The sequence below is a fragment of the Armatimonas sp. genome (genome assembly GCF_964826245.1).
Genome location: NZ_CBAYMC010000054.1, coordinates 1 through 20,127 on the forward strand (window position 1 = coordinate 1; position 20,127 = coordinate 20,127).

Annotated in this window: 21 protein-coding genes and 2 pseudogenes; 13 read left to right on the forward strand and 10 right to left on the reverse strand. The window is 59.7% G+C overall.

All coding sequences use genetic code 11. The annotated features are described in order from the left end of the window. Nucleotides 1-24 precede the first annotated feature (24 nt). Nucleotides 25-585, reverse strand: coding sequence for a hypothetical protein (locus AC1XOS_RS07345; protein WP_481961566.1), 561 nt, complete (start codon nucleotides 583-585; stop codon nucleotides 25-27). After that, nucleotides 582-1,124 carry a YcxB family protein gene (locus AC1XOS_RS07350; protein ID WP_481961567.1) on the reverse strand — a complete coding sequence of 181 codons (543 nt, stop codon included), beginning with the start codon at nucleotides 1,122-1,124 and terminating at the stop codon, nucleotides 582-584. The genes AC1XOS_RS07345 and AC1XOS_RS07350 overlap by 4 nt, the downstream gene beginning before the upstream one ends. 91 nt (nucleotides 1,125-1,215) lie before the next feature. Here AC1XOS_RS07350 and AC1XOS_RS07355 point away from each other — a divergent pair, with 91 nt between their 5' ends. Beyond that, nucleotides 1,216-2,121 (forward strand): polysaccharide deacetylase family protein, encoded by a 906-nt coding sequence (locus AC1XOS_RS07355; RefSeq protein WP_481961568.1) that lies wholly within the window; start codon nucleotides 1,216-1,218, stop codon nucleotides 2,119-2,121. A gap of 59 nt (nucleotides 2,122-2,180) precedes the next feature. Here the strand turns inward: AC1XOS_RS07355 and AC1XOS_RS07360 are convergent, their stop codons facing one another. Beyond that, complete coding sequence (locus tag AC1XOS_RS07360; RefSeq protein WP_481961569.1) at nucleotides 2,181-2,918, reverse strand: phytanoyl-CoA dioxygenase family protein; 738 nt, start codon at nucleotides 2,916-2,918, stop codon at nucleotides 2,181-2,183. Nucleotides 2,919-3,055: 137 nt separating this feature from the next. Here AC1XOS_RS07360 and AC1XOS_RS07365 point away from each other — a divergent pair, with 137 nt between their 5' ends. From AC1XOS_RS07365 to AC1XOS_RS07385, 5 genes are read left to right on the forward strand one after another with little or no spacing between them, the layout of a single operon-like run. Next, nucleotides 3,056-3,280, forward strand: a complete 225-nt coding sequence (locus AC1XOS_RS07365; protein WP_481961570.1) for a YgaP family membrane protein — start codon at nucleotides 3,056-3,058, stop codon at nucleotides 3,278-3,280. Further along, nucleotides 3,277-3,792 carry an RNA polymerase sigma factor gene (locus AC1XOS_RS07370; protein ID WP_481961571.1) on the forward strand — a complete coding sequence of 172 codons (516 nt, stop codon included), beginning with the start codon at nucleotides 3,277-3,279 and terminating at the stop codon, nucleotides 3,790-3,792. The genes AC1XOS_RS07365 and AC1XOS_RS07370 overlap by 4 nt, the downstream gene beginning before the upstream one ends. A gap of 22 nt (nucleotides 3,793-3,814) precedes the next feature. Beyond that, on the forward strand, nucleotides 3,815-4,000 hold the full coding sequence (locus tag AC1XOS_RS07375; protein ID WP_481961572.1) for a hypothetical protein: 186 nt from the start codon (nucleotides 3,815-3,817) through the stop codon (nucleotides 3,998-4,000). A gap of 26 nt (nucleotides 4,001-4,026) precedes the next feature. Beyond that, nucleotides 4,027-4,944 carry a phytanoyl-CoA dioxygenase family protein gene (locus tag AC1XOS_RS07380; RefSeq protein ID WP_481961573.1) on the forward strand — a complete coding sequence of 306 codons (918 nt, stop codon included), beginning with the start codon at nucleotides 4,027-4,029 and terminating at the stop codon, nucleotides 4,942-4,944. Between the two features lie 60 nt (nucleotides 4,945-5,004). Then, complete coding sequence (locus tag AC1XOS_RS07385) at nucleotides 5,005-5,997, forward strand: DUF3500 domain-containing protein (protein ID WP_481961574.1); 993 nt, start codon at nucleotides 5,005-5,007, stop codon at nucleotides 5,995-5,997. Between the two features lie 48 nt (nucleotides 5,998-6,045). Here the strand turns inward: AC1XOS_RS07385 and AC1XOS_RS07390 are convergent, their stop codons facing one another. Together AC1XOS_RS07390 and AC1XOS_RS07395 are read right to left on the reverse strand one after the other, a co-directional pair. Then, the gene (locus AC1XOS_RS07390) at nucleotides 6,046-6,930 is read right to left on the reverse strand and encodes a phytanoyl-CoA dioxygenase family protein (protein ID WP_481961575.1); all 885 of its coding nucleotides are present in this window, start codon (nucleotides 6,928-6,930) and stop codon (nucleotides 6,046-6,048) included. 4 nt (nucleotides 6,931-6,934) lie between these two features. Next, complete coding sequence (locus AC1XOS_RS07395; protein WP_481961576.1) at nucleotides 6,935-9,487, reverse strand: MGH1-like glycoside hydrolase domain-containing protein; 2,553 nt, start codon at nucleotides 9,485-9,487, stop codon at nucleotides 6,935-6,937. Nucleotides 9,488-10,135: 648 nt separating this feature from the next. On the opposite strand from AC1XOS_RS07395, the gene AC1XOS_RS07400 reads away from it, so the two are divergent. Together AC1XOS_RS07400 and AC1XOS_RS07405 are read left to right on the forward strand one after the other, a co-directional pair. Continuing rightward, nucleotides 10,136-12,331 carry a tetratricopeptide repeat protein gene (locus AC1XOS_RS07400; RefSeq protein WP_481961577.1) on the forward strand — a complete coding sequence of 732 codons (2,196 nt, stop codon included), beginning with the start codon at nucleotides 10,136-10,138 and terminating at the stop codon, nucleotides 12,329-12,331. Between the two features lie 41 nt (nucleotides 12,332-12,372). Beyond that, nucleotides 12,373-13,884, forward strand: coding sequence for a sialate O-acetylesterase (locus AC1XOS_RS07405; RefSeq protein WP_481961578.1), 1,512 nt, complete (start codon nucleotides 12,373-12,375; stop codon nucleotides 13,882-13,884). Nucleotides 13,885-13,946: 62 nt separating this feature from the next. Here AC1XOS_RS07405 and AC1XOS_RS07410 read toward each other — a convergent pair. Together AC1XOS_RS07410 and AC1XOS_RS07415 are read right to left on the reverse strand one after the other, a co-directional pair. Beyond that, nucleotides 13,947-14,027 (reverse strand): annotated as a pseudogene (locus AC1XOS_RS07410) (PhzF family phenazine biosynthesis protein); the annotation flags it as partial. 17 nt (nucleotides 14,028-14,044) lie between these two features. Then, the gene (locus AC1XOS_RS07415; RefSeq protein ID WP_481961579.1) at nucleotides 14,045-14,794 is read right to left on the reverse strand and encodes a carboxylesterase family protein; all 750 of its coding nucleotides are present in this window, start codon (nucleotides 14,792-14,794) and stop codon (nucleotides 14,045-14,047) included. 41 nt (nucleotides 14,795-14,835) lie between these two features. On the opposite strand from AC1XOS_RS07415, the gene AC1XOS_RS07420 reads away from it, so the two are divergent. The 5 genes from AC1XOS_RS07420 to AC1XOS_RS07440 all read left to right on the forward strand — a co-directional run bounded on the left by AC1XOS_RS07420 (nucleotide 14,836) and on the right by AC1XOS_RS07440 (nucleotide 18,741). Further along, nucleotides 14,836-15,558, forward strand: coding sequence for an SDR family NAD(P)-dependent oxidoreductase (locus tag AC1XOS_RS07420; protein WP_481961580.1), 723 nt, complete (start codon nucleotides 14,836-14,838; stop codon nucleotides 15,556-15,558). Nucleotides 15,559-15,567: 9 nt separating this feature from the next. Then, complete coding sequence (locus tag AC1XOS_RS07425; protein WP_481961581.1) at nucleotides 15,568-16,578, forward strand: prenyltransferase/squalene oxidase repeat-containing protein; 1,011 nt, start codon at nucleotides 15,568-15,570, stop codon at nucleotides 16,576-16,578. Nucleotides 16,579-16,677: 99 nt separating this feature from the next. Then, entirely contained in the window at nucleotides 16,678-16,893 is a 216-nt protein-coding gene (locus tag AC1XOS_RS07430) for a hypothetical protein (protein ID WP_481961582.1), read from the forward strand. A gap of 35 nt (nucleotides 16,894-16,928) precedes the next feature. Continuing rightward, complete coding sequence (locus AC1XOS_RS07435) at nucleotides 16,929-17,462, forward strand: gamma carbonic anhydrase family protein (RefSeq protein ID WP_481961583.1); 534 nt, start codon at nucleotides 16,929-16,931, stop codon at nucleotides 17,460-17,462. Nucleotides 17,463-17,469: 7 nt separating this feature from the next. Beyond that, nucleotides 17,470-18,741 (forward strand): hypothetical protein, encoded by a 1,272-nt coding sequence (locus tag AC1XOS_RS07440; protein ID WP_481961584.1) that lies wholly within the window; start codon nucleotides 17,470-17,472, stop codon nucleotides 18,739-18,741. A gap of 75 nt (nucleotides 18,742-18,816) precedes the next feature. On the opposite strand, the gene AC1XOS_RS07445 is transcribed toward AC1XOS_RS07440, so the two are convergent. The 3 genes and pseudogenes from AC1XOS_RS07445 to AC1XOS_RS07455 form a co-directional block, all read right to left on the reverse strand. After that, nucleotides 18,817-19,416 (reverse strand): hypothetical protein, encoded by a 600-nt coding sequence (locus AC1XOS_RS07445; RefSeq protein ID WP_481961585.1) that lies wholly within the window; start codon nucleotides 19,414-19,416, stop codon nucleotides 18,817-18,819. A gap of 18 nt (nucleotides 19,417-19,434) precedes the next feature. After that, nucleotides 19,435-19,673 (reverse strand): annotated as a pseudogene (locus tag AC1XOS_RS07450) (hypothetical protein). After that, a partial coding sequence (locus AC1XOS_RS07455; protein WP_481961586.1) for a serine hydrolase occupies nucleotides 19,670-20,127 on the reverse strand: 458 nt, incomplete at its 5' end. The gene AC1XOS_RS07455 and the pseudogene AC1XOS_RS07450, both read right to left, overlap by 4 nt.

Sequence of the window (20,127 nt, forward strand, 5' to 3'; positions counted from 1 at the left end):
GCGGCGATACGCTCGCGTTTCTGGCTACGGCTCTCCGGCAGGCGTTTCTTGAGTTTCACCTGAGGACATTTTACCCTGAAGCAGCGCTAAAAAGGCCGCACAGGCCTCAGGAGTCTCAAAGGCACGCTTGGGAATCAGGATCGGGGGGAGCGCCACGGCGTTCTCGTCACCGTCTTCTTTATGCTCTAGCTCCACCCCGATCAGCTTCTCCAGATCAGTGACCGCTTTTAGGGCGCTCCAGTAGAAAAGCACCTCACGGCTCCGGTGTGGCTCGGCCTGGGAGAGTCCCTTTTCTTCCAGCGAGACGGTCAGAGTCTGGGTATTCTTGGGCTTCATCGTGGCAAGCTGTTGGCGCAGGGAGTTGGTCTGCCAGCGACCCAGCGCGGGAGCTAGCACCATAAATGCTGCGAGGCCCATAAAGATCCAGGCGATGGTGTCCCAGCCCCGGTTCAGCGCGAGCCAGCCCAGGATGGCCAGCATCGCCACTAGCTTGAGGGGCGGCTGGACATTGAGCTTCTTGCGCTTGTGCTCCAGCCACTCCCACTGGTCTTCCAGATTGTGCTCAAAAGTAACACTCAGGCTCATACGATCTCTTCCTCGTGGCTTACGGGTTTGGTTGCCTGCGTGGCGGCCTGGCGGGCATTGACCTCGGCCAGAAACGCGCTACGGCTCTCGTCGGTTTCAAAGGCGCGGTGGGGAATCACCACCACTTCCAGCAGGCCAAAGGGCAGAAAGAGATGGCTCTCTGTCTCGATCGCCTCACTAATAGTACCCCAGTAGATCAGCCGCTCGCCACGTGAGCTGGCCACACGCAGGCCATTTTCTTCCAAAGAGACGGTTCGTCCGCCGAGCCACTGCTGGAAGCCCTCGGAGTTTACCCAGCGCTTGCCGCGCCTCTCACGGAGCTGTGGTAGTGCCTGGAGCAAGTAAAGCCCAACCCCCAGCGCGATTAGAAGCGCGAGATTGCTGGCGGCGCGAGAGACCAGCATCCAGACCACGATGGCAAAGGCAACCGCAATCGTATCGTTCTCTTTACGCTCCTTCTGGCGGCGCTCGGGGCGCTGCCAGAGATACTTCATCAGGGCCACGCCATCGTCTTTGGTTAGTTCGTAGGTAATGCTCATTTTCGTTTCCGATCCTTGTACTCTCAAGGACAGTTGCCAAGCAAAAATGGTTACAGAAGGAGTTTTAGAGCACGCTCCCGAATGTGAATGTATGAAACGCGAACTGACTCTGGCCGAGCGCTTGGGCTACAAGGCCACCGACAAGCTACTGCTCATCCACGCGGACGATGTCGGGATGTGTCACTCGGTAAATATGGCAACCACGCAAGCAATGGAGAGAGGTGTGGTGACCTGCGCGAGCATCATGGTGCCCTGCCCTTGGTTCCCTGAGATCGCCGCCTACAGCCGCGAGCATCCCGAGAAAGACTTCGGCCTGCATCTCACGCTCACCAGCGAGTGGAAGCACTACCGCTGGAAGCCGCTCACCGCCGCAAAAGAGACCCCCGGCCTGCTCGACAAGGAGGGCTATATCCACCGTGACGAAGCCGATACAGCGCGTTTCGCAAAGCCCGCTGAGGTCGAGAAAGAGATCCGGGCACAGATCGCCCGCGCCAAAGAGTTCGGCCTCAAGCCCACGCATATTGACTCGCACATGGGGACGCTCTTTATTGGAGGCTTCTATCCGGTCTATACCAAAGTGGGCCGCGAGACGGGCCTGATGCCCATGGTGCTCTACCCCACCCCCGAGCGCATCGCGCAGGCCACGAAAGACTTCGGCCAGCGCGACCCCCTCGGCTCGTACAACGCACTTAAGAAACAGAACTTTGTTGCGCTGGACTACTTAAAAGAAGGCGCAGAAGGCAGCACGCTGGAGACACGCCGTAAGCACTACTACGATGCCCTCCGCGCTCTCAAACCCGGTGTTACGGAGTTCATTGTCCATCTTAGCCTGGATGACGCGGAGATTCGGCATATCACCGGTAACTGGGAAGCCCGCTGGAACGAGTACCAGATCATGATCGACCCACGCACCCGTACTCTCATTGACGAGCTAGGCATCAAGCTCATCGGCTACCGAGAGCTGAGCAAGCTCGCCTTTCGTTCTCTCAAGAGCTGAACTCTCTGAGCGGCCACCGTGATTCGGACGACGGCACCGCTCTCGAAATCCCTCGTCGGTTACCGATTCCAATCGGTGGACTTCCCACGGGCGATGGGCAGCAAGTTGGGAACCGGCTCGCCGGTGCGGAGGCTGGTCAGACCGGCTTGGGCAAGCTGGACGATGTAGGCTTTGCGGCAGCCTTGCGAGACGTTCACGCCGCTCTTGTGCATGGTGAGTGACCAGAACGCGACAATCGAGCCTGCCGGGACGGGCACGGGGATTCCCTGGTTCGGGTCGTCGAGGCTGTGGCAGGCGAGGCCAATCGGGGTTTGCTCGTGGGGCACCAAGCCGTTCTTGTGCGAGCCGGGCAGTACCCAGACACAGCCGTTTTCAAGAGTCGCCTCGTTGAGCGCGATCCAGAGCGTCAGATACGGCGAGGGCGTCACGGGGGTATAGCCGTCGTCTTGGTGCCACGGGAACTGTTTTTCCCCCTCGGGCATCTTGAAGACGGCTTGGTTCCAGTAGAGATCGACATCGGGGCCAAGCAGCGCCACACCCAGCTCGACGAGCTCGGGGCGGCGGCAAAACGCCAGAATCTCGGGGTCGTTCTCGGCCAGATGCGACGTAAACGTGATCTCGCTCGCCCGCGAGATTCCCTGCGTGCCGCCACTGACCGCAATCGCTTCCTCGTGGCGCTTCTGGTAGCTCTCAATGCGCTCCGTCACCGCCGTCAGCACATCGGGCGTGAAAACCCGCTCCAGAACCACAAAACCATCGTTATCAAGTGGCATGCGCTGCTCCAAGCTGAGTTGCATTTTTTCTCTTACTCCTACCTCTCCGTATACGCCACACCCAGAGTTCTCTCCTGCTTAAAAGATTTTTGTGAGGATTGAAACCTTTCGTGGCGCTCTGCGCCTCTTGTCTTTTGTAAGAGAGAGGTAAAACAAAGAAAATGATCTATACGAAAAATGTTCCCACCAAAGAGCGGCTTGCACGTGGACTTGGGGGAGCGGCGCTGATTGCCTGTGGCCTGATTGGGATGAAGGGACTGCCGCTGGGCTATGTTCTGGCAGGCTCAGGCTTGTTCACGGTGCTGACGGGGTTTGTAGGGTTCTGCCCCATGTGCGCTCTGGCAGGGCGGCGCATTGCGCAGAAGATTCAGGAAAAAGCAAAGTGAAGACGGGGCGGCTGGACACAAAGCTCCTGGAAGCGGCGCACCAGGGGGATGTGGTGGCTCTGGAGAGCCTGCTGATCCTCTGCCGCCCCGATCTGCGCCGCTATGCCGCGCTCACCTGTCTGACATCGGCGGATGCGGAAGATGCCGTTCAGGAGGCGCTGATGATTGTCTACCGGAAAGTCTCCGCGCTACGCTCGGTCGGGACATTCTCACAGTGGATCTTCCAGATCGTGCGCCGCGAGTGCCTGCGGATCATACAGCCTAAGACCATTGGTTTAGAGATCATTCAGGAGAAAGCCTATCTTGACGCGCACTCGGATACCGAGCTGCGATTCGATCTCACACGGGCCATCCAGTCGCTGTCTCCGATCTACCGGGAGGTGCTTGTCTTGCGCGACTTCGAGGAGCTCACTATCCAAGAGATCGCCCAGCGGCTGGAGCTTCCCCCAGAGACCGCCAAGACACGCCTATACCGAGGACGAAACTTAGTACGTGAGTACCTTCTTGCGTAAGGTAAGAAATGGAGAGTTTATAATGTTTGCAAGTAAATCGTTTGGGGAGCGTCTGCTGAGAGGCATTGTGGGAGGTGGGCTTTTCTACAGCGCCTATCTCCTGGGAACCACCAGCGCTGCTCTCTCTTCTCTTTTAGGGCTGGGAGGGCTTGTGGCTCTCCGTGGCTGCCCAATGTGCTGGACAATGGGCTTGATCGAGACACTGTGAGGTAAAAATGCGGTAGCATAGCGGTCATGAAAGTGATCTATGAACCCGCGATTGCTTCCCATGCGCCGGAGCTGTACCGTGTGGATGCGCTGGCGCAGAATGCTATTGAGGGATGGGATGGCTTCGATGCCGACGCGCAGGCACTCTATGAGGCCGATGGCTACTTGGTCGTCCGTGGGGCGCTCTCTGTTGAGCAAGTTCTCGCGGCACAAAAAGAGCTGCTCGCAATGACCCTGGCCGACGATCCGCGCTGTGGCTCGATGGCCTACGAAGGCACGCTCCCCGAGCACCTGCGCCGCGTTGAGGTGTTACCCGGCGGCGCTCCGGTTTCGCAGTTCTCCCTCGGCCAAGATGGGGCGGGGCAGCCCGCGCTCGCCGCAGAAGAGCGGGCGCGTTATGTCCGTAAGTTCATGGACTTCACCGCGCAGCACCCGCCGCTCGCCGAGATCGCGCAGCTTCCAGGGTTGCTGGCCGTGGTCGAGGCACTTGGTGGCGAGCCGATGCAGCTCTTTCAGGAGATGGCTCTGCTCAAGCCGCCGCACGGCCGTGAGAAGCCCTGGCACCAGGACCATGCCTACTTCAACTTCCCCCTCACCACCAAGATCGTCGGTGTCTGGATCGCGCTCGAAGACGTGCGACCCGAGAACGGCTGCATGTTTGTCCTGGCAGGCGGGCATAAAGACGGCCCACGCACCCACTTCATGCGCCGCGACTGGCAGCTCTGTGATGCGGAGTCCGAGGGCTTTGTCAGCACCGCTGTCCCGATGCAGGCAGGCGATCTGCTGCTCTTCGACGGTAAGCTCCCGCACGGCACCCCGATCAACCAAACCGACGAGACCCGCTGGGCGCTTCAGTACCACTATCTCCCGCAAAGTGCCCTCAAAGTCGAAGATGCCGTGCGTCTCGCCGCCTTCGGGGCCGAGGGCAAAGACGTTTCTTGCTAGAGCAGGAGAATCGCCAATGGCCGTGGAATGGGAGATCAGCTTCTGAGGGAGGAGCAAGCGATGGATGAGTTTACCGAAGAGGGTGTGAGCCGTCGAAAGTTTTTGCAAGCGGTGGGAGGGATTGCGCTAGGGAGTGCCGCCCTGGAGCTCCTGCCGACAAGCGCCCACGCCGAGCCGCCTAAGGCGGAGACACTGGTCAAGACACTCTTTGAGAGCCTGACCCCCAAGCAGCGGGAGACGCTCTGCATGCCGTGGGAGCACCCGAAGCGCAGCATGGTGGGTGCCAACTGGGCCATTGTGAAGCCCACGATAGGAGAAATCTTTACCGCTGACCAGCAAAAGATGGTCGAGGGAGTCTTGCGGGGAGTTACGAGCGAGGAGTGGTTTCCAAGAGTCCTCCAGCAGATGAAAGACGACGGCGGTGGGCTCGATGCCTACCACGTGGCGCTCTTTGGTGATCCCAAGAGCAAGAGCGGCAAGTTTGAGTGGGTGCTCACGGGTCGCCATGTGACGCTCCGCGCCGATGGGCACTCCAACGCCAACGCGGCCTTTGGTGGCCCGATCTTCTACGGTCATGCTCCCAAAGATACTGAAGACCCCAGCCATCCTGGCAATGTCTACTGGCAGCAGGCACAGCAAGCCAACGCGGTATTTCAAGCCCTCGACGGCAAGCAGCGCGGTGCTGCACTTTTAGAGAAGGCCCCCAGCGAAGATCAGATCAAGCTCCAGGGCAAGAGCGGCGAGTTTGCAGGAATCGCCATTGGCGAGCTCTCCAAAGACCAGAAGAAGCTCGTGCAGAAGACCATGCAGAGCCTGCTCGCCCCCTACCGTCCTTCCGATGCCAGCGATGCGATGGCGGCCATTGCGGCCAACGGAGGGCTGGATAAGATACACCTCGCGTTTTATAAACAAGAGGATCTGGGCGGCGATGGTGTCTGGGATATCTGGCGGCTGGAAGGCCCGGCGCTTGTCTGGCACTTCCGAGGTGCGCCGCATGTCCACACCTGGGTCAATATCGCCAAGGACGCCAAGATGGCAGATGGCCATACGTAAAAAAAATCAGGGCCACGAATGGCAATTCGTGGCTCTGTCAAAGAAGTCTTAAAGCCCTAAGCGGTTAGGCTCGCGCGGGATCGGCGGCTGGGGGCAGACTACTTTTCGCTGGCGGGGCGTGAGGCGCTCCAGAAACTCTGGTGAGGCTTGGTAGGGGTGGCGAAAATTCCCCCACGATGGCCCATAACGATAGACCACGATGCGCCGCTCACCGGGGTTGACCCGCTTGGCGGAGCCATGCGCGATGGCGTCTACAAAGAGAAGCGCATCGCCTGCGTTTAAGTGCACCTCGATCGCACCCTCCATACCATCGGCGGAGCGCACCTCGCCGCCCTTCATCTGGTGTTGGCCCATGTCCGGGTGGGTGAAGTTGGACTTGTGGCTGGAAGGAATCACCATGGTCGCACCGTCACCAGGCCCGATATCACTCAGCGCCATGAGGATATTGATCTGTCCGCAGTGAAAGCGCCCGTTCTGGTAGCGAAACTGGCAGCGGGTCACGCCATCAGCGCCGCCCGAGTGAATCCCAATCGCCTCGCCGGGGCCACGCAGGTTGGCGAAGTTCTCATCGATAAAGAGCGGCCCGTGGTGCCAGTCAAATGTCCCCTCGCCACCGACAAAGTGCTTCACTTTAGCAAACCAGCCCGGATGGTCAATCAGGCGCTCAAAGGGCTCGCCCGCCTCGTAGATCTGCTGGAGATTGATCCCCTCCGCGCCGCCGTAGCTATGGGCATGCACCCCGCCGTACCACTCGCCCGGTGCCAGCGGCGGCTGGAGCTGCTTGATGTTGTCAAGAATCGCATTGAGCTCTGCGAGATGCTCTTTCGTCAGTACATTGCGCAGAGTGATAAAGCCATTGAGGTCGAAGAAGTACGCCTCACGCGCCGTCACCGGCAAGTCATTGAGAGTTGTTTCATGTTGCTCAATCATCATAGTATTACTCCGCCCGCAGCTCTAGCTCGGTGAGGCCACTGCGGGAGTCTCCTCGGTGGGTGAAGACGATGCGGATCTTAGTGGTCGTGACCCGCGTAAATGTCGCCGTATTGAGGGCGCTTCCGGCAGGTACTTGGGGAGACTTGACGAGGTTCTCGACATCGCGCCACTGGCCCTCCACCGAGAAATACTGCACGGTAAAGCTCTCGGGGGGCTGGACACCGCCGTGGTCGTCGTAGATTGCCAGCTCTGCCCGGCTGACCTCTTTTGCCACGCCAAAGTCCACTTCGAACCAGTCGGTTTTCTTCGGAGAGCCATAGCTCGTCCAGCGGTTGACCGGAGTCGGTTTGTAGTTGACCTTGCCATCGATTGCCTTCTCAGGCAAGCCGCCATAGATATCGTGAAACGAGGCCGTTGCCTTTGGAAAGCCCTGGCCCGTCGGGTTGAAGGCAAGGTTTCCAGGTCGTGGCGGCGGGGGCGTGTAGGGTAGGGTTCCCGTTCCCCATGCCTCAAGCTCCGTCAGTCCCGTAAAGCCGCCTATCGCGTGGACAAAGACGGCGCGTAGGCGGGCAATCTCACGCGGCGCAAACGTGATGCTCGTGAAGCGGTGCCCAATGGGCTTGGCGCTCCCCAGTGGCTTCCACGTCGTGCCGTCAAAGTGCTCCAGGGTCACGCTCTGTGGAGCTATAATCCCCGTGCCATCGTCGAGGAAGGCAAGCTTTACGGTATCGATGCGCCGTGCCGTGCCAAAGTCCACCTCCAGCCAGTCGGACGTATGGGGCGAGCCCTGCGTGGTCCAGCGGTTGGGCGGATGCACCGTGTAGCGGTAGTTGCCGTCGTTGACTGCCTCCAGCGAGGTCTTGGGGTCGGTGAAGCTGGCCGTCAGGCGCGGGTAGTAGTCACCGTCGTTATTGACCGCGTAGTTAAGCCGCGTGGGCCTGACAGGAGCTTTCTTGGGCGCTGCTGGGAGCTTTGCCACGAGCTTGCCCAAGGTCGGGCGGGTGGCGAGCACCTTGCCATCCACGAGCACCTGCAGCCCCGCTCCCTTTTTGTAGTGCGTCCCATCACGATCCCAGACAATGCTCAGAGTATGGCCCCGGTAGGCTAGATCATCGAGCGCGAAGTACGGCCACTCGCTAGGCGCCAATGGCTCCAGCTCTAGGGTGTTATCACTGCGCGGCTTCAGGCCCACGAGCCCTGTAATCACCAAGTCGTTGAAGCTGCTATGGAAGTAGTGCTCGCTGTGGTTGTAGCCATCGTGGCCCGCGAACGAGCCCGTGTCGGGGTTGAGCGCCTCAGCCAGATACGGCACGCCATCTTTGCGGTGCGAGATCGCAAAGATATGCAGCAGCTTGAGATAGTCCATGCGCGTGACGGCCTTTTGTGAGTAGTTGTGCAGGAGGTTGGCCATCGCCTTGAGAGTCTGCGCCGTCGCGTAGGGCCACGACTGCCCACTCCACCAGCAGCAGCTCGTCTTAAGGACAAAGAGCGGGTCGTTGCGCTCGACCGTCGTGGGGCCGAACTTGGAGAAAAAGTACTCCGGATCCATCAGAAACTTCCACGCCGACTCAAAGCCCGGATCGGGGAGGTTGAACTGCCAGGGAATATAGCCGTGCTCCTCACGCCCGTGTGGGCTTCCCGCAAACTTACCCGACTGGTAGGTCAGCGTGTGCTTCTTGACGATATTGCCCTCCGCATCGCTCTCATCACGCATCGACATCGGGAAGAAAAACTCCCGCTTGGGGTCCCAGAGCAGCTTCTGGACATTGGCCTTGAGCGAGGCCGCTTTTGCCTGGTAGGTCTGTGCAGTCGCTTTGTCGCCCGCCCGCTCCGCAACCCTAGCAATGGCGAGGGCATCGGCGTACATGTAGGCATTGAAGCCGGGGCGGTAGCCGTTGGCGCCGCGCAGAATATCCTTGGTCTGGCGGCTGTTGATATTGAACTCCATGCCATCGTCGTGGCCGTTCTGCCAAAAGAGCCCTACCTCGGGCACGAGCTGGCGTGCCTCCCAGCCCTGGTAGTTCTTGATCAGCTCGGGGAGCAGGTCAGTCACCAAGGCATCGTCGGGGTGAACGGTGTGGGCGGCCCAGATGCCATCAGCGAGCCAGCAGCCGTAGTTGCGGGGCTGTGCGCCGGGGGTGTGAAACCAGTAGCGGGCGTAGTCTTGGGCGTACTGTGGGTCGCGCAGCCAGCGCACCTCGTAGAGCTGGTGTCCGACGGGGCAGCTAATCGCGCCGTAGGCACCGCTCCAGAACGGACGGTCAATAAACTCCGTGAAGCTGTAGCCGCTGTTGGGTGAGCCGTAGGTCAGGTGCTTGGTGATGAGCTCCCAGCGGTAGTACCACGTGGTCACCAGCTCCGCATCAGGGCAGTCAAAGAAGGGAATATTGGCCTTGTACCAGTCCCCGTCGCGGTTATCCCACCAAGTCTGGGCGTCGAGAGCTTTCTGCTTATCAAGGATGCTAGCGGGCGGTGCCGCTTCGGCAGTGAGGGGTTCAAGGACAAGAGACATCGCAAGTGAGCAGAGCGTCCGTCGGCGGATTTTCGGGGCAGGCATCGTAGCGCAAGTGTACCTGTTTCTCAGTCGCGTTTATTTCTTTGATAGTCGATAAAGCGAGGCCTGCAAGGCTGGCTCCCAGGATGCTCCCCAGAACCGAAGACAAGCCAGCATAAGCCCGGTCTCGACTTGAGGGAATGTCCGAAGGGGAGCCCTGGAGTGCCTTCCGGAAAAGTGTGCGAAAGAGTCCGCCCAGCACAAAAATAAACCAGAGTACGAGGTAGAGAATCTCCGTCCATTTAGGTATTGCCTCTTCGTCTGCACCAATGACAACGGGGACAACCAGAATACCCGCGATGGTAAACAACGCGACCCAGAATCCTCCAGCCCGCCGCTGGCACCCAACAAAGCCACCTGTGAAAATGCTAGTTAGGATAACGAGCGGAGTCGCGAGAAAAGACAGAAATTCCATCGTAACCTCCATTGAGAGGATAAGTCGTCTGCGCAGCAGCTCCCTCCCCGATTTGGCGGACTTCAAGTTGCGGCAGGGCCAAAGCAACAATATGCCAAAGGGGGGATGTTAGGAAGCCACCGACGTAGATATAACACAGAAAAAACGGGGGTATCTCCCCAAACAAAGAGGTTACGGTGATGTTATGTCAGCACAGACATTCTGCACTAGCAGTGGGCTTGGTGGGGTTATCAGTTTTGACACTCCCTGTATCCCCCACCTACGGCCAGAGACCGGCTCTCCCCCATCAGAAGGATGCCGATGTCGATCCCGTAAGCAGGGGGAAAGTCACCGGCGGTATCTATGATTCCGTCACCTATAAGCCCATCGCAGGCGCAACTGTCTCGATACGTGTTGATGGCATCTTCGAGAGTGGCAAGACGGTCACGACCACAGACGAAGCGGGTTTTTACAAGGGGGAAGCGGAGATCGGCAGAACCGTGAAGCGCACGAACGCGTTCCTGGCGGTCGCTGGGGTTGCTGCGGGCGGTGTCTTGCCCGGAACGTTCTCAGCCACGAGCCGAACCGATGTCGACCAGCTGATCCTGCGCGTCACCGCTCCCGGCTACAAACCCTTTGTTGGCATCGTCCCCTGCCGCCGCATCTATCCTGCTATCTTCGAAGTGGAGATGGAGTCCGTGCTTCTTACCCCTCAGAGTCAGCCCGGTGCGTCGATCGTCGTTCCCGGTTGGGGTGCGGCTCGATTCGTCGAGCTACGCGTCGAGCCACCGATAGCTCTGCCGGGACAAGAAGTTGAGGTGACCATGAGGATCGCTTGCCCACCACCGGGAAAAGATCAAAGTGGCAAAGAGCATCCCTTCAAAGGCTTCGTCGATCTTGAGGTGGGCAAGCAAGTGGAGCTCAAACAACGCACCCTTGAGGGAGATGGAATCTATGCATTTCGTGGAAAGTTCAAGGCACCAAAACTTCCGCGTGAGAGTGTCTTGCTGATTAACCAAGTCTCAGGCTCCGCGATATTCCCCTTTTCGTTCTCGATGAGCGACCACATCACAAATGATTTCCTTTTCCAGGTTATTCTTAATGAGGGCATGCGCAAGGAAGCAACCCAACGGGCAGAAGCCTACCGTTTGTATGCCGACGGCGATACTGCGGGTGCGGCGGCCCGGTTCGCGGCTCTGAGCCGGAGCGCATCGGGATTGACATTTGATCACGTGATGGCAGGACGGCTCCATAACGATCTGCGTCAGCCCGCAGCGGCCGTCGACTTCTTTCGGAGTGCCTTCATAAAAGATAAAAATGGTATCTTTGCAACGTACTACTCCAGAGCACTCCTAGACAGTGACCAGCCACAGCGTGTAACGAATGAGTGCAGTACCCTTCTTGCGGGCGTGAAGAAACCAGACGAGCTCCCCCGTACTCTCCCCTCCGACTTCCTGGTCAACCTGGGAACAGCCTACCTTCGATTGGGACAGATAGACAAGGCACGGGAGACTCTAGACCTCCTGAAGAAACACTGGGCACCCTCCCAAGTTGACTCCATCTTTGATGCCGCAGTTCGAACGGCGGAAGCGGACAGTCGCCTGAAAGACTCCCCACAGGATGCCCCAGCGCTGGCCGAGCGAGCGCGAGGCCTGCGCGACCAAGCACAGTGGGCGAAGGCAGCCCAGGCTTATGAAGCCGCCCAGCTCGCGGCCCCCGGCGACCCGGTGTTGCTTCGCGACCTAGCGTACACACGCTTGCACCTCGCTTCTGGCCTGCCTAACAAGGAAGAACTAGAGCGCGCAATTACTGCGGCGGAATCGCTGACCATCACAAAAGATGGCGGAAAAGACACTCCCGTCAAAGATTTTCTGCCCTGGCATATCCTGGGTATTCTACGGTATGCCCGCGCAGAGCAGCTCCGCAGTCAGGGTTCCTCGGAGCTTCTCAAAGCTTATGACGATGCCCACGAAGCCTTCGACGGAGCCCTACGAAACGGTCGGCTGGCCCCCCCAAAACGTCCGTGGAACGCCGCAGGTTTCCATGTTGTTATGGCAGGCTTCGGGAGTCCTGATGCGGCAGTAGATTTTGATCTACGACAGAGTCTGCTCATCCTACGGGAAAGGCCCGACGATGCCCTTGCACTGACGGAGCTCGGGAAGGGGTTGCTGGATGCGGGCCTACCTTCTGCCGCCGATGCCGCCCTTGCACTGGCTCTGCGAGTAGTCCCAGATGCCATCGAGCCGTGCTATCTTCGCGCGGTGATCGCGGGAGTGCGTCAACTATGGGACGAGGCGATCTCTGGCCTGCGCGACGTGGTTGAGCGTGCTCCCAATCACTCACGTGCCCGCCTCTTGCTGGCAGAATATCTGGAAAAAAACGGCGACAAGGAAGGTGCGAAAGCCCAGCGCACCGCACACAGCCAGCTTTTCAGGTACAAAGCTCCCTTGTAGAGAGCGGCATCGGCGGCAGATTTCGAAGCTATAATAAGCCCATGCGTCTTGCCCGAATCTTCAGCGACCATGTGGTACTCCAGCGAGAGCGGCCCGTTCCCCTCTGGGGCTGGGGGGAGCCGGGTGAGTCTGTTCGTGTCGCGTTTGGGGGGCAGAGTCTTGCGACCACCACCGATCACTCCGGCAAGTGGCGCGTGCAGCTTGCCCCAATGCCCGCCAGCGCCAGCCCGCAGGAGCTCACGATAACGGGGAACACCACGATTCGTGTGAGCGATGTGCTTGTCGGCGATGTCTGGCTCTGTAGCGGGCAGTCCAACATGGCTTTCGGGCTCGGGGGCTGTGATGCCGAGGCGGATATCCAAAGCGCGACGTTTCCCGCGATTCGTTTTCTGCACTACTGGGAGCGCTTCGCCGCGGAGCCACAGGACGATATCGACTCCCGCTGGCAGCAGGTCAACCCTACGACAGCGGGCAGCTGCATGGCGGTCGCGTTCTACTTTGCGCGTCGGGTTTACCAAGAGACTAAGACTCCCATTGGGTTGGTCGCCTGCACCGTGGGCGGCACGGAGATCGAGTGCTGGATGCCATCGGAGGCGTTCCGTACCCCGTCACTTCGCCCCATTGAGAAACGCCTTGATGAGGCGATTGCACAGTACCAGGCCACTCTGCCCGGTGCCGTGGATGCCATGGAACGCTGGCTAGCCGTCGCCAAGCAAGCCCTCGCCCAGAGTCGTCCCGTGCCTAATCCGCCGCGCTACCCGCTCCCTCCCAACGAGGATCGCAATGGGACCTGGGTGCGCACACAGTCGCTCTTTAAGGGCATGGTCTCCCCACTTACCTCGCTGGCCATCAAGGGCGTTCTTTGGTATCAGGGCGAGAACAACGGCGATGAGCTGAAGCCCTATATCGAGAAGCAGCAGGCATTGATAGAGAGCTGGCGCGCCCGCTGGGGCTACGACTTTCCCTTTTACTTTGTGCAGCTCGCCAGCTGGCTTAAACCATCGACGGTGCCCTCGGGCGACGACAGCTCGCCCCGCTGGCAGCGCTGTCGTGAGGCACAGCTTGCCAGCCTTAAGCTCCCCAAGACTGGCATGGCGGTGACGATTGATATCGGCGACCCAGGTGATATCCACCCCAAGAACAAGCTTGATGTGGGGGAGCGGCTGGCGCTCTGGGCACTGGCAAAGGACTATGGGCGCACGGGCTTGGTCTACAGCGGCCCACTCTACAAAGCCATGCAGATCGAGGGCAGGCAGATTCGGCTCCAGTTCGACCACCGGGGCGGTGGGCTAATGGTGGGCAAGAAAGAGGGTCGTCGCCCTGTGGTCGAGGACAAAAACGGGGCGCTCAAGCGCTTTGCCATTGCGGGCGCGGATCGTGTGTGGCAGTGGGCCGACGCGAAGATCGAAGGCGGCACCGTCGTGGTCTCTTCCTCACGCGTCACGCAACCCACCGCCGTCCGCTACGCCTACGCCCTCAACCCGGAGGGCTGTAATCTCTACAACCGTGCTGGCCTCCCCGCGTCCCCCTTCCGCACGGATAAGGGGGACTGAGACAAGTCAGACAAATAACTCCACACGGCTCACCAGCACCGCTTGGCCGCAGAGCGTCACTTCCACGCGGCATCACGGGGGCTCTCCGTAACACAGACCGCGGCAGGGTTGCCCCCAAACGGCTTGTCGGTGAAGGCATCCACAACTTAGAGTATGTGGCTCACTGCGGCTTTGTCTTTGTGTGCGCCAGAAGCCAGGTAAAGAGTTCCGGATTATCGTAGGTCTGGGTCCAGGAGTCGTGCTGGGCTTCGGGATAGACTGTGAACTTTACCTCGGCGGCACCGGCTTTCTTGAGCGCGTCCACCATGTCCTGCGACTCCTGAATCGGGACGGTCGGGTCTTTAGCGCCATGAAATACCCAGATCGGCATGCTCTTCAGTGCCCGCGCTCCCTGCCGCGCTTGCCCACCGCCACAGATCGGAGCGATCGCCGCAAAGCGCTCGGGGTTGGCCGTGGCCCACGCCCAGGTGCCGTAGCCTCCCATCGAGAGCCCGGTCAGATAGACCCGGTCGGTGTCGGCGCTATGCTTTGCCAGCACGTCATCCAGCAGCGCATTGAGCGTCTCCACATCCCAGCCACGCCGCTGAAAGACCGGCGCCTGCGGCGAGACGACAATAAACGGGAGGTCTTGGCCCTGTGCGATCAGCTTGGGCGGGCCGTGCACCTTCACTTTTTCTAGGTCCGCCCCGCTCTCACCCGAGCCGTGCAGAAAGACCATCACGGGCCATTTCTTCGCCGGGTCTTTACCATAGTCCTTGGGCAAGTAGAGCAGGTAGCCCGCCTTGAGAACTTTCGTGACACTCTTCTCCAGCGCCAGCGGCTTCTGCTGTCCCGCCACAGTCGTCTCTTGTGCCAGCGCAGGCACCGCGCCTAGCGCTAGGAGCGCCATCAAAATACATCTTCTTTGCATACCCAGAGATTCACCATGCAGAGCCGGGTATCCTACAAAATATGAGTGAACAAACTGCTTATGTGACGGGAGCCGACCGCGGCCTCGGGCTCGCGCTCACCGAAGCGCTCCTTTTGCGCGGTTTCCGTGTCTTTGCGGGTGAGTATGGCCTTGATGCATCCGGGCTCGACACCCTCGCCGAGACCTACGGTGAGCGACTGCACCGCCTGCCTCTCGATGTCGCCTGCGACCGCTCGGTTCTTCGGGCGGCGGATAAGCTGCGTGAGCACTGCCAACAATTAGATTTACTTATCAATAACGCCGCAATTTTGGGAGACTTCACGGGCGGCATCACCGATCCGCTGGACTTTACGCTGATGCAAGAGGTCTACAATGTCAACTCCCTGGGGCCGCTACGAGTGGCGCAGTCGGTGTTTGGTCACTTGACACGGGGGAGCTTGAAGAAGCTGGTGAATATCTCATCGGAGGCAGGCAGCATGGAGCAGTCGCGGCGTACCAACCGTAAGCTGCGCTACGGCTACTGCATGTCCAAGGCCGCCCTCAATGTCCAGACCGTCATTCTCGCCAACCACGCCGCAGAGCACGGGATCGAGAGCTATCTCTTTGATCCGGGCTGGATGCGCAGCTTTATGCACGGCACCAAGAACCTTAACGCAACCCAATCCACCGATGAGACGGCGGAGAAGATCCTCGCCACCGTCCTTGACCGACCCCACCCCGGCTACCTCTACATGACCCGCGACGGCCACCGCTACGACTGGTAAGGACCCGAAATGAAACGAATTCTACCTGCCACCTTGGCCTTCTTTACATTACTCACGCTGGCGTGGGGAGGCAAGCCGAATCAAGTCGATGTCTCGGTGGTGGCTCTACGCGCCGCGATAGAGAAGTCGCTGCCTCTGCTGGCGGCGGGTGCGCGTGGCTCACGAGAGAAGCGTGCGCAGTGCTTTACCTGTCATAGTCAAGGCCTGACCATTCTTGCGCTCTCGGCGGCAAGAGCAAAGGGGTTTAAAACTCAGGATGAGGAGCTTCGCAAGCAGGTTAAGTTCACGGTAGATTTCCTCGCCACCAACCAGAAGCAGTACCTTGTGGGGAAGGGGCAAGGCGGCCAGATCGACACGGCGGGCTACGCGCTCTGGGCGCTGGATGCGGCAGACGAAAAGCCCGATGCGACCACAGGAGCTGTAGCGGAGTATTTCCTGCGCTGGCAGAGTGAGCTGGACTACTGGAAGCCGACCAATCGTCGCCCTCCGACTCAGCAGAGCCTGTTTACATCATCGTATCTCGCGCTGTATGGCCTAAAAGTCTTTGGTACGCCTGAGCAGAAAGAGCGCCGGGAGCAGCGCTTTGCGCAAGTACGGGCCTGGCTGCTCAAAACACCTGCCCAAGACACCGAGGATCGCGTCTTTCGCCTGCGTGCTCTCCAAGTCGTGGATGCCCCCGCGGCGGAGCTGCGCAAAGCGGCTCAGGAGCTACTGCAAAAGCAAAAGCCCGACGGCGGCTGGGCACAGCTCGACACCATGGAGACGGATGTCTATGCCACGGCCACGGCGCTGGTCGCACTCAACGAAGCCGGAGGGCTTGCCACCACGTCTGCGGTCTATCTCAAGGGCCTGCGCTATCTTCTCGAAAAACAGCTCCCCGATGGCTCCTGGCACGTCGCGACCCGAAGCGTCCCTATCCAGACCTACTTTGAGTCTGGCTACCCGCACGGCAAAGACCAGTTTGTCTCCGTCAGCGCCGCCGCCTGGGCAACCATCGCACTCACACACGCACTGCCCTAAGAATCGTGGTAAATACATGCTCCCTTTCTGGAGTGGAGCCTTATGGACTAATTATGTATAAAGGGGGAACCAAGATGAAACCGTGTGGTTGGGTAGTATATGAAAAAGACTCCGCTCAAACAACTTAGCAACCTCTGTTTCGCTCTAGGCTTTGCTTCTATAATCGGCTCGATCGCGATCTGGTTTCTCACCGGTGGGAAAGGAGCGGACACCCAAGCACATGCGGAGCGTTTTGGTATCTTCGTCGGGCTATGGGCACCGACTTTCTTGATCTTATCCAATCGCTTTGATCGCTATGCAGAAAATGGCGTCTAGGAGGTAGGCAGGCTCCTGACGCGGAATAGGGAGCCATGGCGCTTTCTTCTTATCTTGAAACCTACCCGGCCCTTGGCGAGCGGGTCTTTGTGCACGACTCGGCGCAGGTGATTGGCGATGTGACACTCGGTGAGGATGTCTCGGTGTGGTGCAACGCGGTGCTGCGCGGCGATGTGCACAAGATCGTGATCGGTAAGGGAACCAACTTCCAGGATCTGGCGATGGGGCATGTCACCCATGTCGGCTACAACGGCTCAAAGGGCGCACCGCTGACGATTGGGGAGTATGTCACCGTGGGCCACTCGTGCGTGCTCCATGGCTGCACGATCGGCGATGAGTCGCTCATCGGGATGGGCTCGATTGTTCTGGACAACGCGGTGATCGAGCGCCATGTGATGCTCGGGGCGGGGAGTCTGGTCGCGCCGGGGAAGGTTCTGGAGAGCGGGTTTCTCTATCTGGGACGCCCCGCCACAAAAATCCGGCCTCTCACCGCCGATGAGATTGCGTTTCTGCGCTACTCAGCGGAGCACTACATCCAGACCAAGGACAACTACCTGCGCACGGTATAATCTCCGTATGCTTTCTTCAAGACAGTCCCAACAACGAAGTGACAGACCGGCACGCAGCGAAGTAATCCAGCCGATCCGCAACGAGACATTTAACAAGAACGGCACGGCCAAAGAGCGCAAGCAGGGCGGCAACCCGCGCACGATCAACGGCGTCTTTGCCTTTGATGGCTCGATGGACGGCAACCGCCAGGTAGACCCGCAGCTCGCGGTGGGCGGTGGCTTTGTGCTGCATGGCACCAACAGCGGAATCATCATCTACGACAAAAAAGGCAACTTTGTTCAAGGCGTCTCGCAGAAAGCCTTCAACGATGGCATTGACCCTAAGATGTTCTTCGATGTCCACAACCAGGTCTTTGCCTTCGATCTCTGGTGGTACTACGATGCAGCGAAGACCAAGCCGGTCAATATCTCCGTCTCGGAGACCGCCGATCCACGCGGCGCTTGGAATACCTACCCGATCTCGATCACGCAGGCCGTGGATGGCGGCGGCAATGGCTACAGCCGCAAGTGGCTTGGCTACAGCTTCCCCGGTGGCCCGGAACGAACCATCGTGATGAAGATGGCCGAGCTCAAGTCCGGCAAGCCCGCCACGGCGTGGCACTTTGCGGGCAGCCTCGGCCACCCGGTCAACACGCTCGACCCGATGGACGACCTCTACTTTGTGGACCTCACGGAGAGTGAGATTGTCCTAACACGCGTCACCGATGCGGGCGACGGAACACCCAAGATCGCCTCGGTGGTTCGCAAGCCCCATGGTTTCACGCACTTTGGCTGGCCGCCGCAGTCGCCGCAGAAGGGGACGCCGCAGAAGACATCGTCGGGGGATCGGAACCCGAAAAATCTCGTGATCCAGAACAAGCACCTCTGGTTCTCGCACGTGGTGGATTTCCAGGGGCGCGCCGCTGTGCAGTGGCACCAGTTCACGCTGGAGGGGGTCGAGGTTCAGGGCGGGCGGATCGCGCACCCTACCAATGGCTACATCCAGACCACGATCGCGGTCAATAAAAACAACGATGTGCTTATAGGCTTCCAAGAGACCGGCCCGAATATGTTCATCAGCCCGCGCTACGCCACGCGCAAGGCCCGCGATCCCAAGGGCACGACCCGCCCGGTGCAGAGCCTTGGTGAAGGCGAGGGCGCAACCGACGGCGTCGCGTGGGGCGACTACTCCTGCACCGTGATGGACGGCGACAACCGCACTGACCTCTGGACCATCCAGAGCCGCGCCAACCCCAAAGGCCGCGGCGAGTGCGTCATCGCCAGAATAACGCCTAAATGACCGTCCGCCGATTGAAATCGGCGTCTGAGGGCCTTCGGCCACAAAGTCGCTCCGCGACTAAGAATTAAGGGTAGGTTATTGCCACCGTAGCGCCTTCTGGCTTGTCTCGACGATGCGTTTGGCATGACCATCGGCGAAGGTGAAGCCTAAGCTACTCGCGTGCCGCTTCTGGGCGACTGTTGTGCCGTTGTCGCTCTCGAAAAACAGCACGACTTCGGCGGGATGCTCTAGCGCCTCTAGCTTTTTCTTACTGAGGGCTTTGTTCATTGCGTAGCTCGTCCCAAGTTTCTCTAATGGGCACTTAAGCGGCGTTTTCAGATACGGCTTCAGGGCGTCTTCCCAGTTTTCTGCTGGGGGAAGTGTCTCGTGGTGATCCTGCGTGTACATCATTGCGGCGGTTCCTAGCTGCTTCAGGTTCGAGAGGCACTGGGTCTCGTTGGCCTTCGTGGCCGCGCAGGCAATGTGAAAGACTCCAGCAAAGACCAGCCAGAGGCTGGTGAGTAGCAGAGTCCAGATCCCGACTAAGCCGAGAAGAAGCTCGCGGTAGCGAGTCTGTCGCCAGCGCTGCTCCACACGATATGCCGCAAAGCCCAGCCCAATGGCGGCGAGAACCGGGACAATGCCCCAGGACGTGTGGCTCAAAGCACCATAAAAGGCGATACTGCGCTCACTCATGGGCTATTCTATCTGAGATTAGACCAGACGAGCGCCGTTGGGGACGGGGCGCTCGGGCTGGGCGAGGACGATAGCGCCGGTTTCGTCGGCGAATCCTGTTACCAAAACCTCGCTCTGAAACGGCCCGATCAGCGTCTCGGGCGTGTAGTGCACCGTGAGCTGCGCCGTCGCGCCTCGGGGAAGGCCTCGGCACGGACAACGGTCCCGACCCGCGGCTCCACGCGCTCGAACTCCTCCCAGGTCAGGTCGTTGCTCACTTTGCCAGCTCCGCCAGCTCGATCAGCTGCCGCACGAGGGGCTTGCCCAGGGTCTTGGGGACACTGGTATTGACTTGGAGTGCCATGCTGAGCTTGTGCTCGGGGAAGTAGAGGAGCTCGGTGAGGTAGCCGGGAAAGAAGCCGCTGTGGCCCCAGGCAACTCCCAGCGGCGTGGGGCGGATCATGGTTCCCAGGCCGTAGGTGACATCGGGACCGAGCTGAGCGGGAACCCCGTGCACCTGCTCGTCGTGTAGCTCCTGCGAGAACGCCTTTGTCTCATAGAGCCGCTTGCCCCAGCGAGCGAGGTCCTTGGCGGTGGATGCCATCCCGCCGCCACACCACTCTACTTGCGGATTGAAGGCAAGCTGACCATCTTTGAGCATGGTATCGGAGCCTCCGAAGGGATTGTCTTTTCCGGCGTAGCCCTGCACCAGGCGGGGAATCCGGCGGCGGT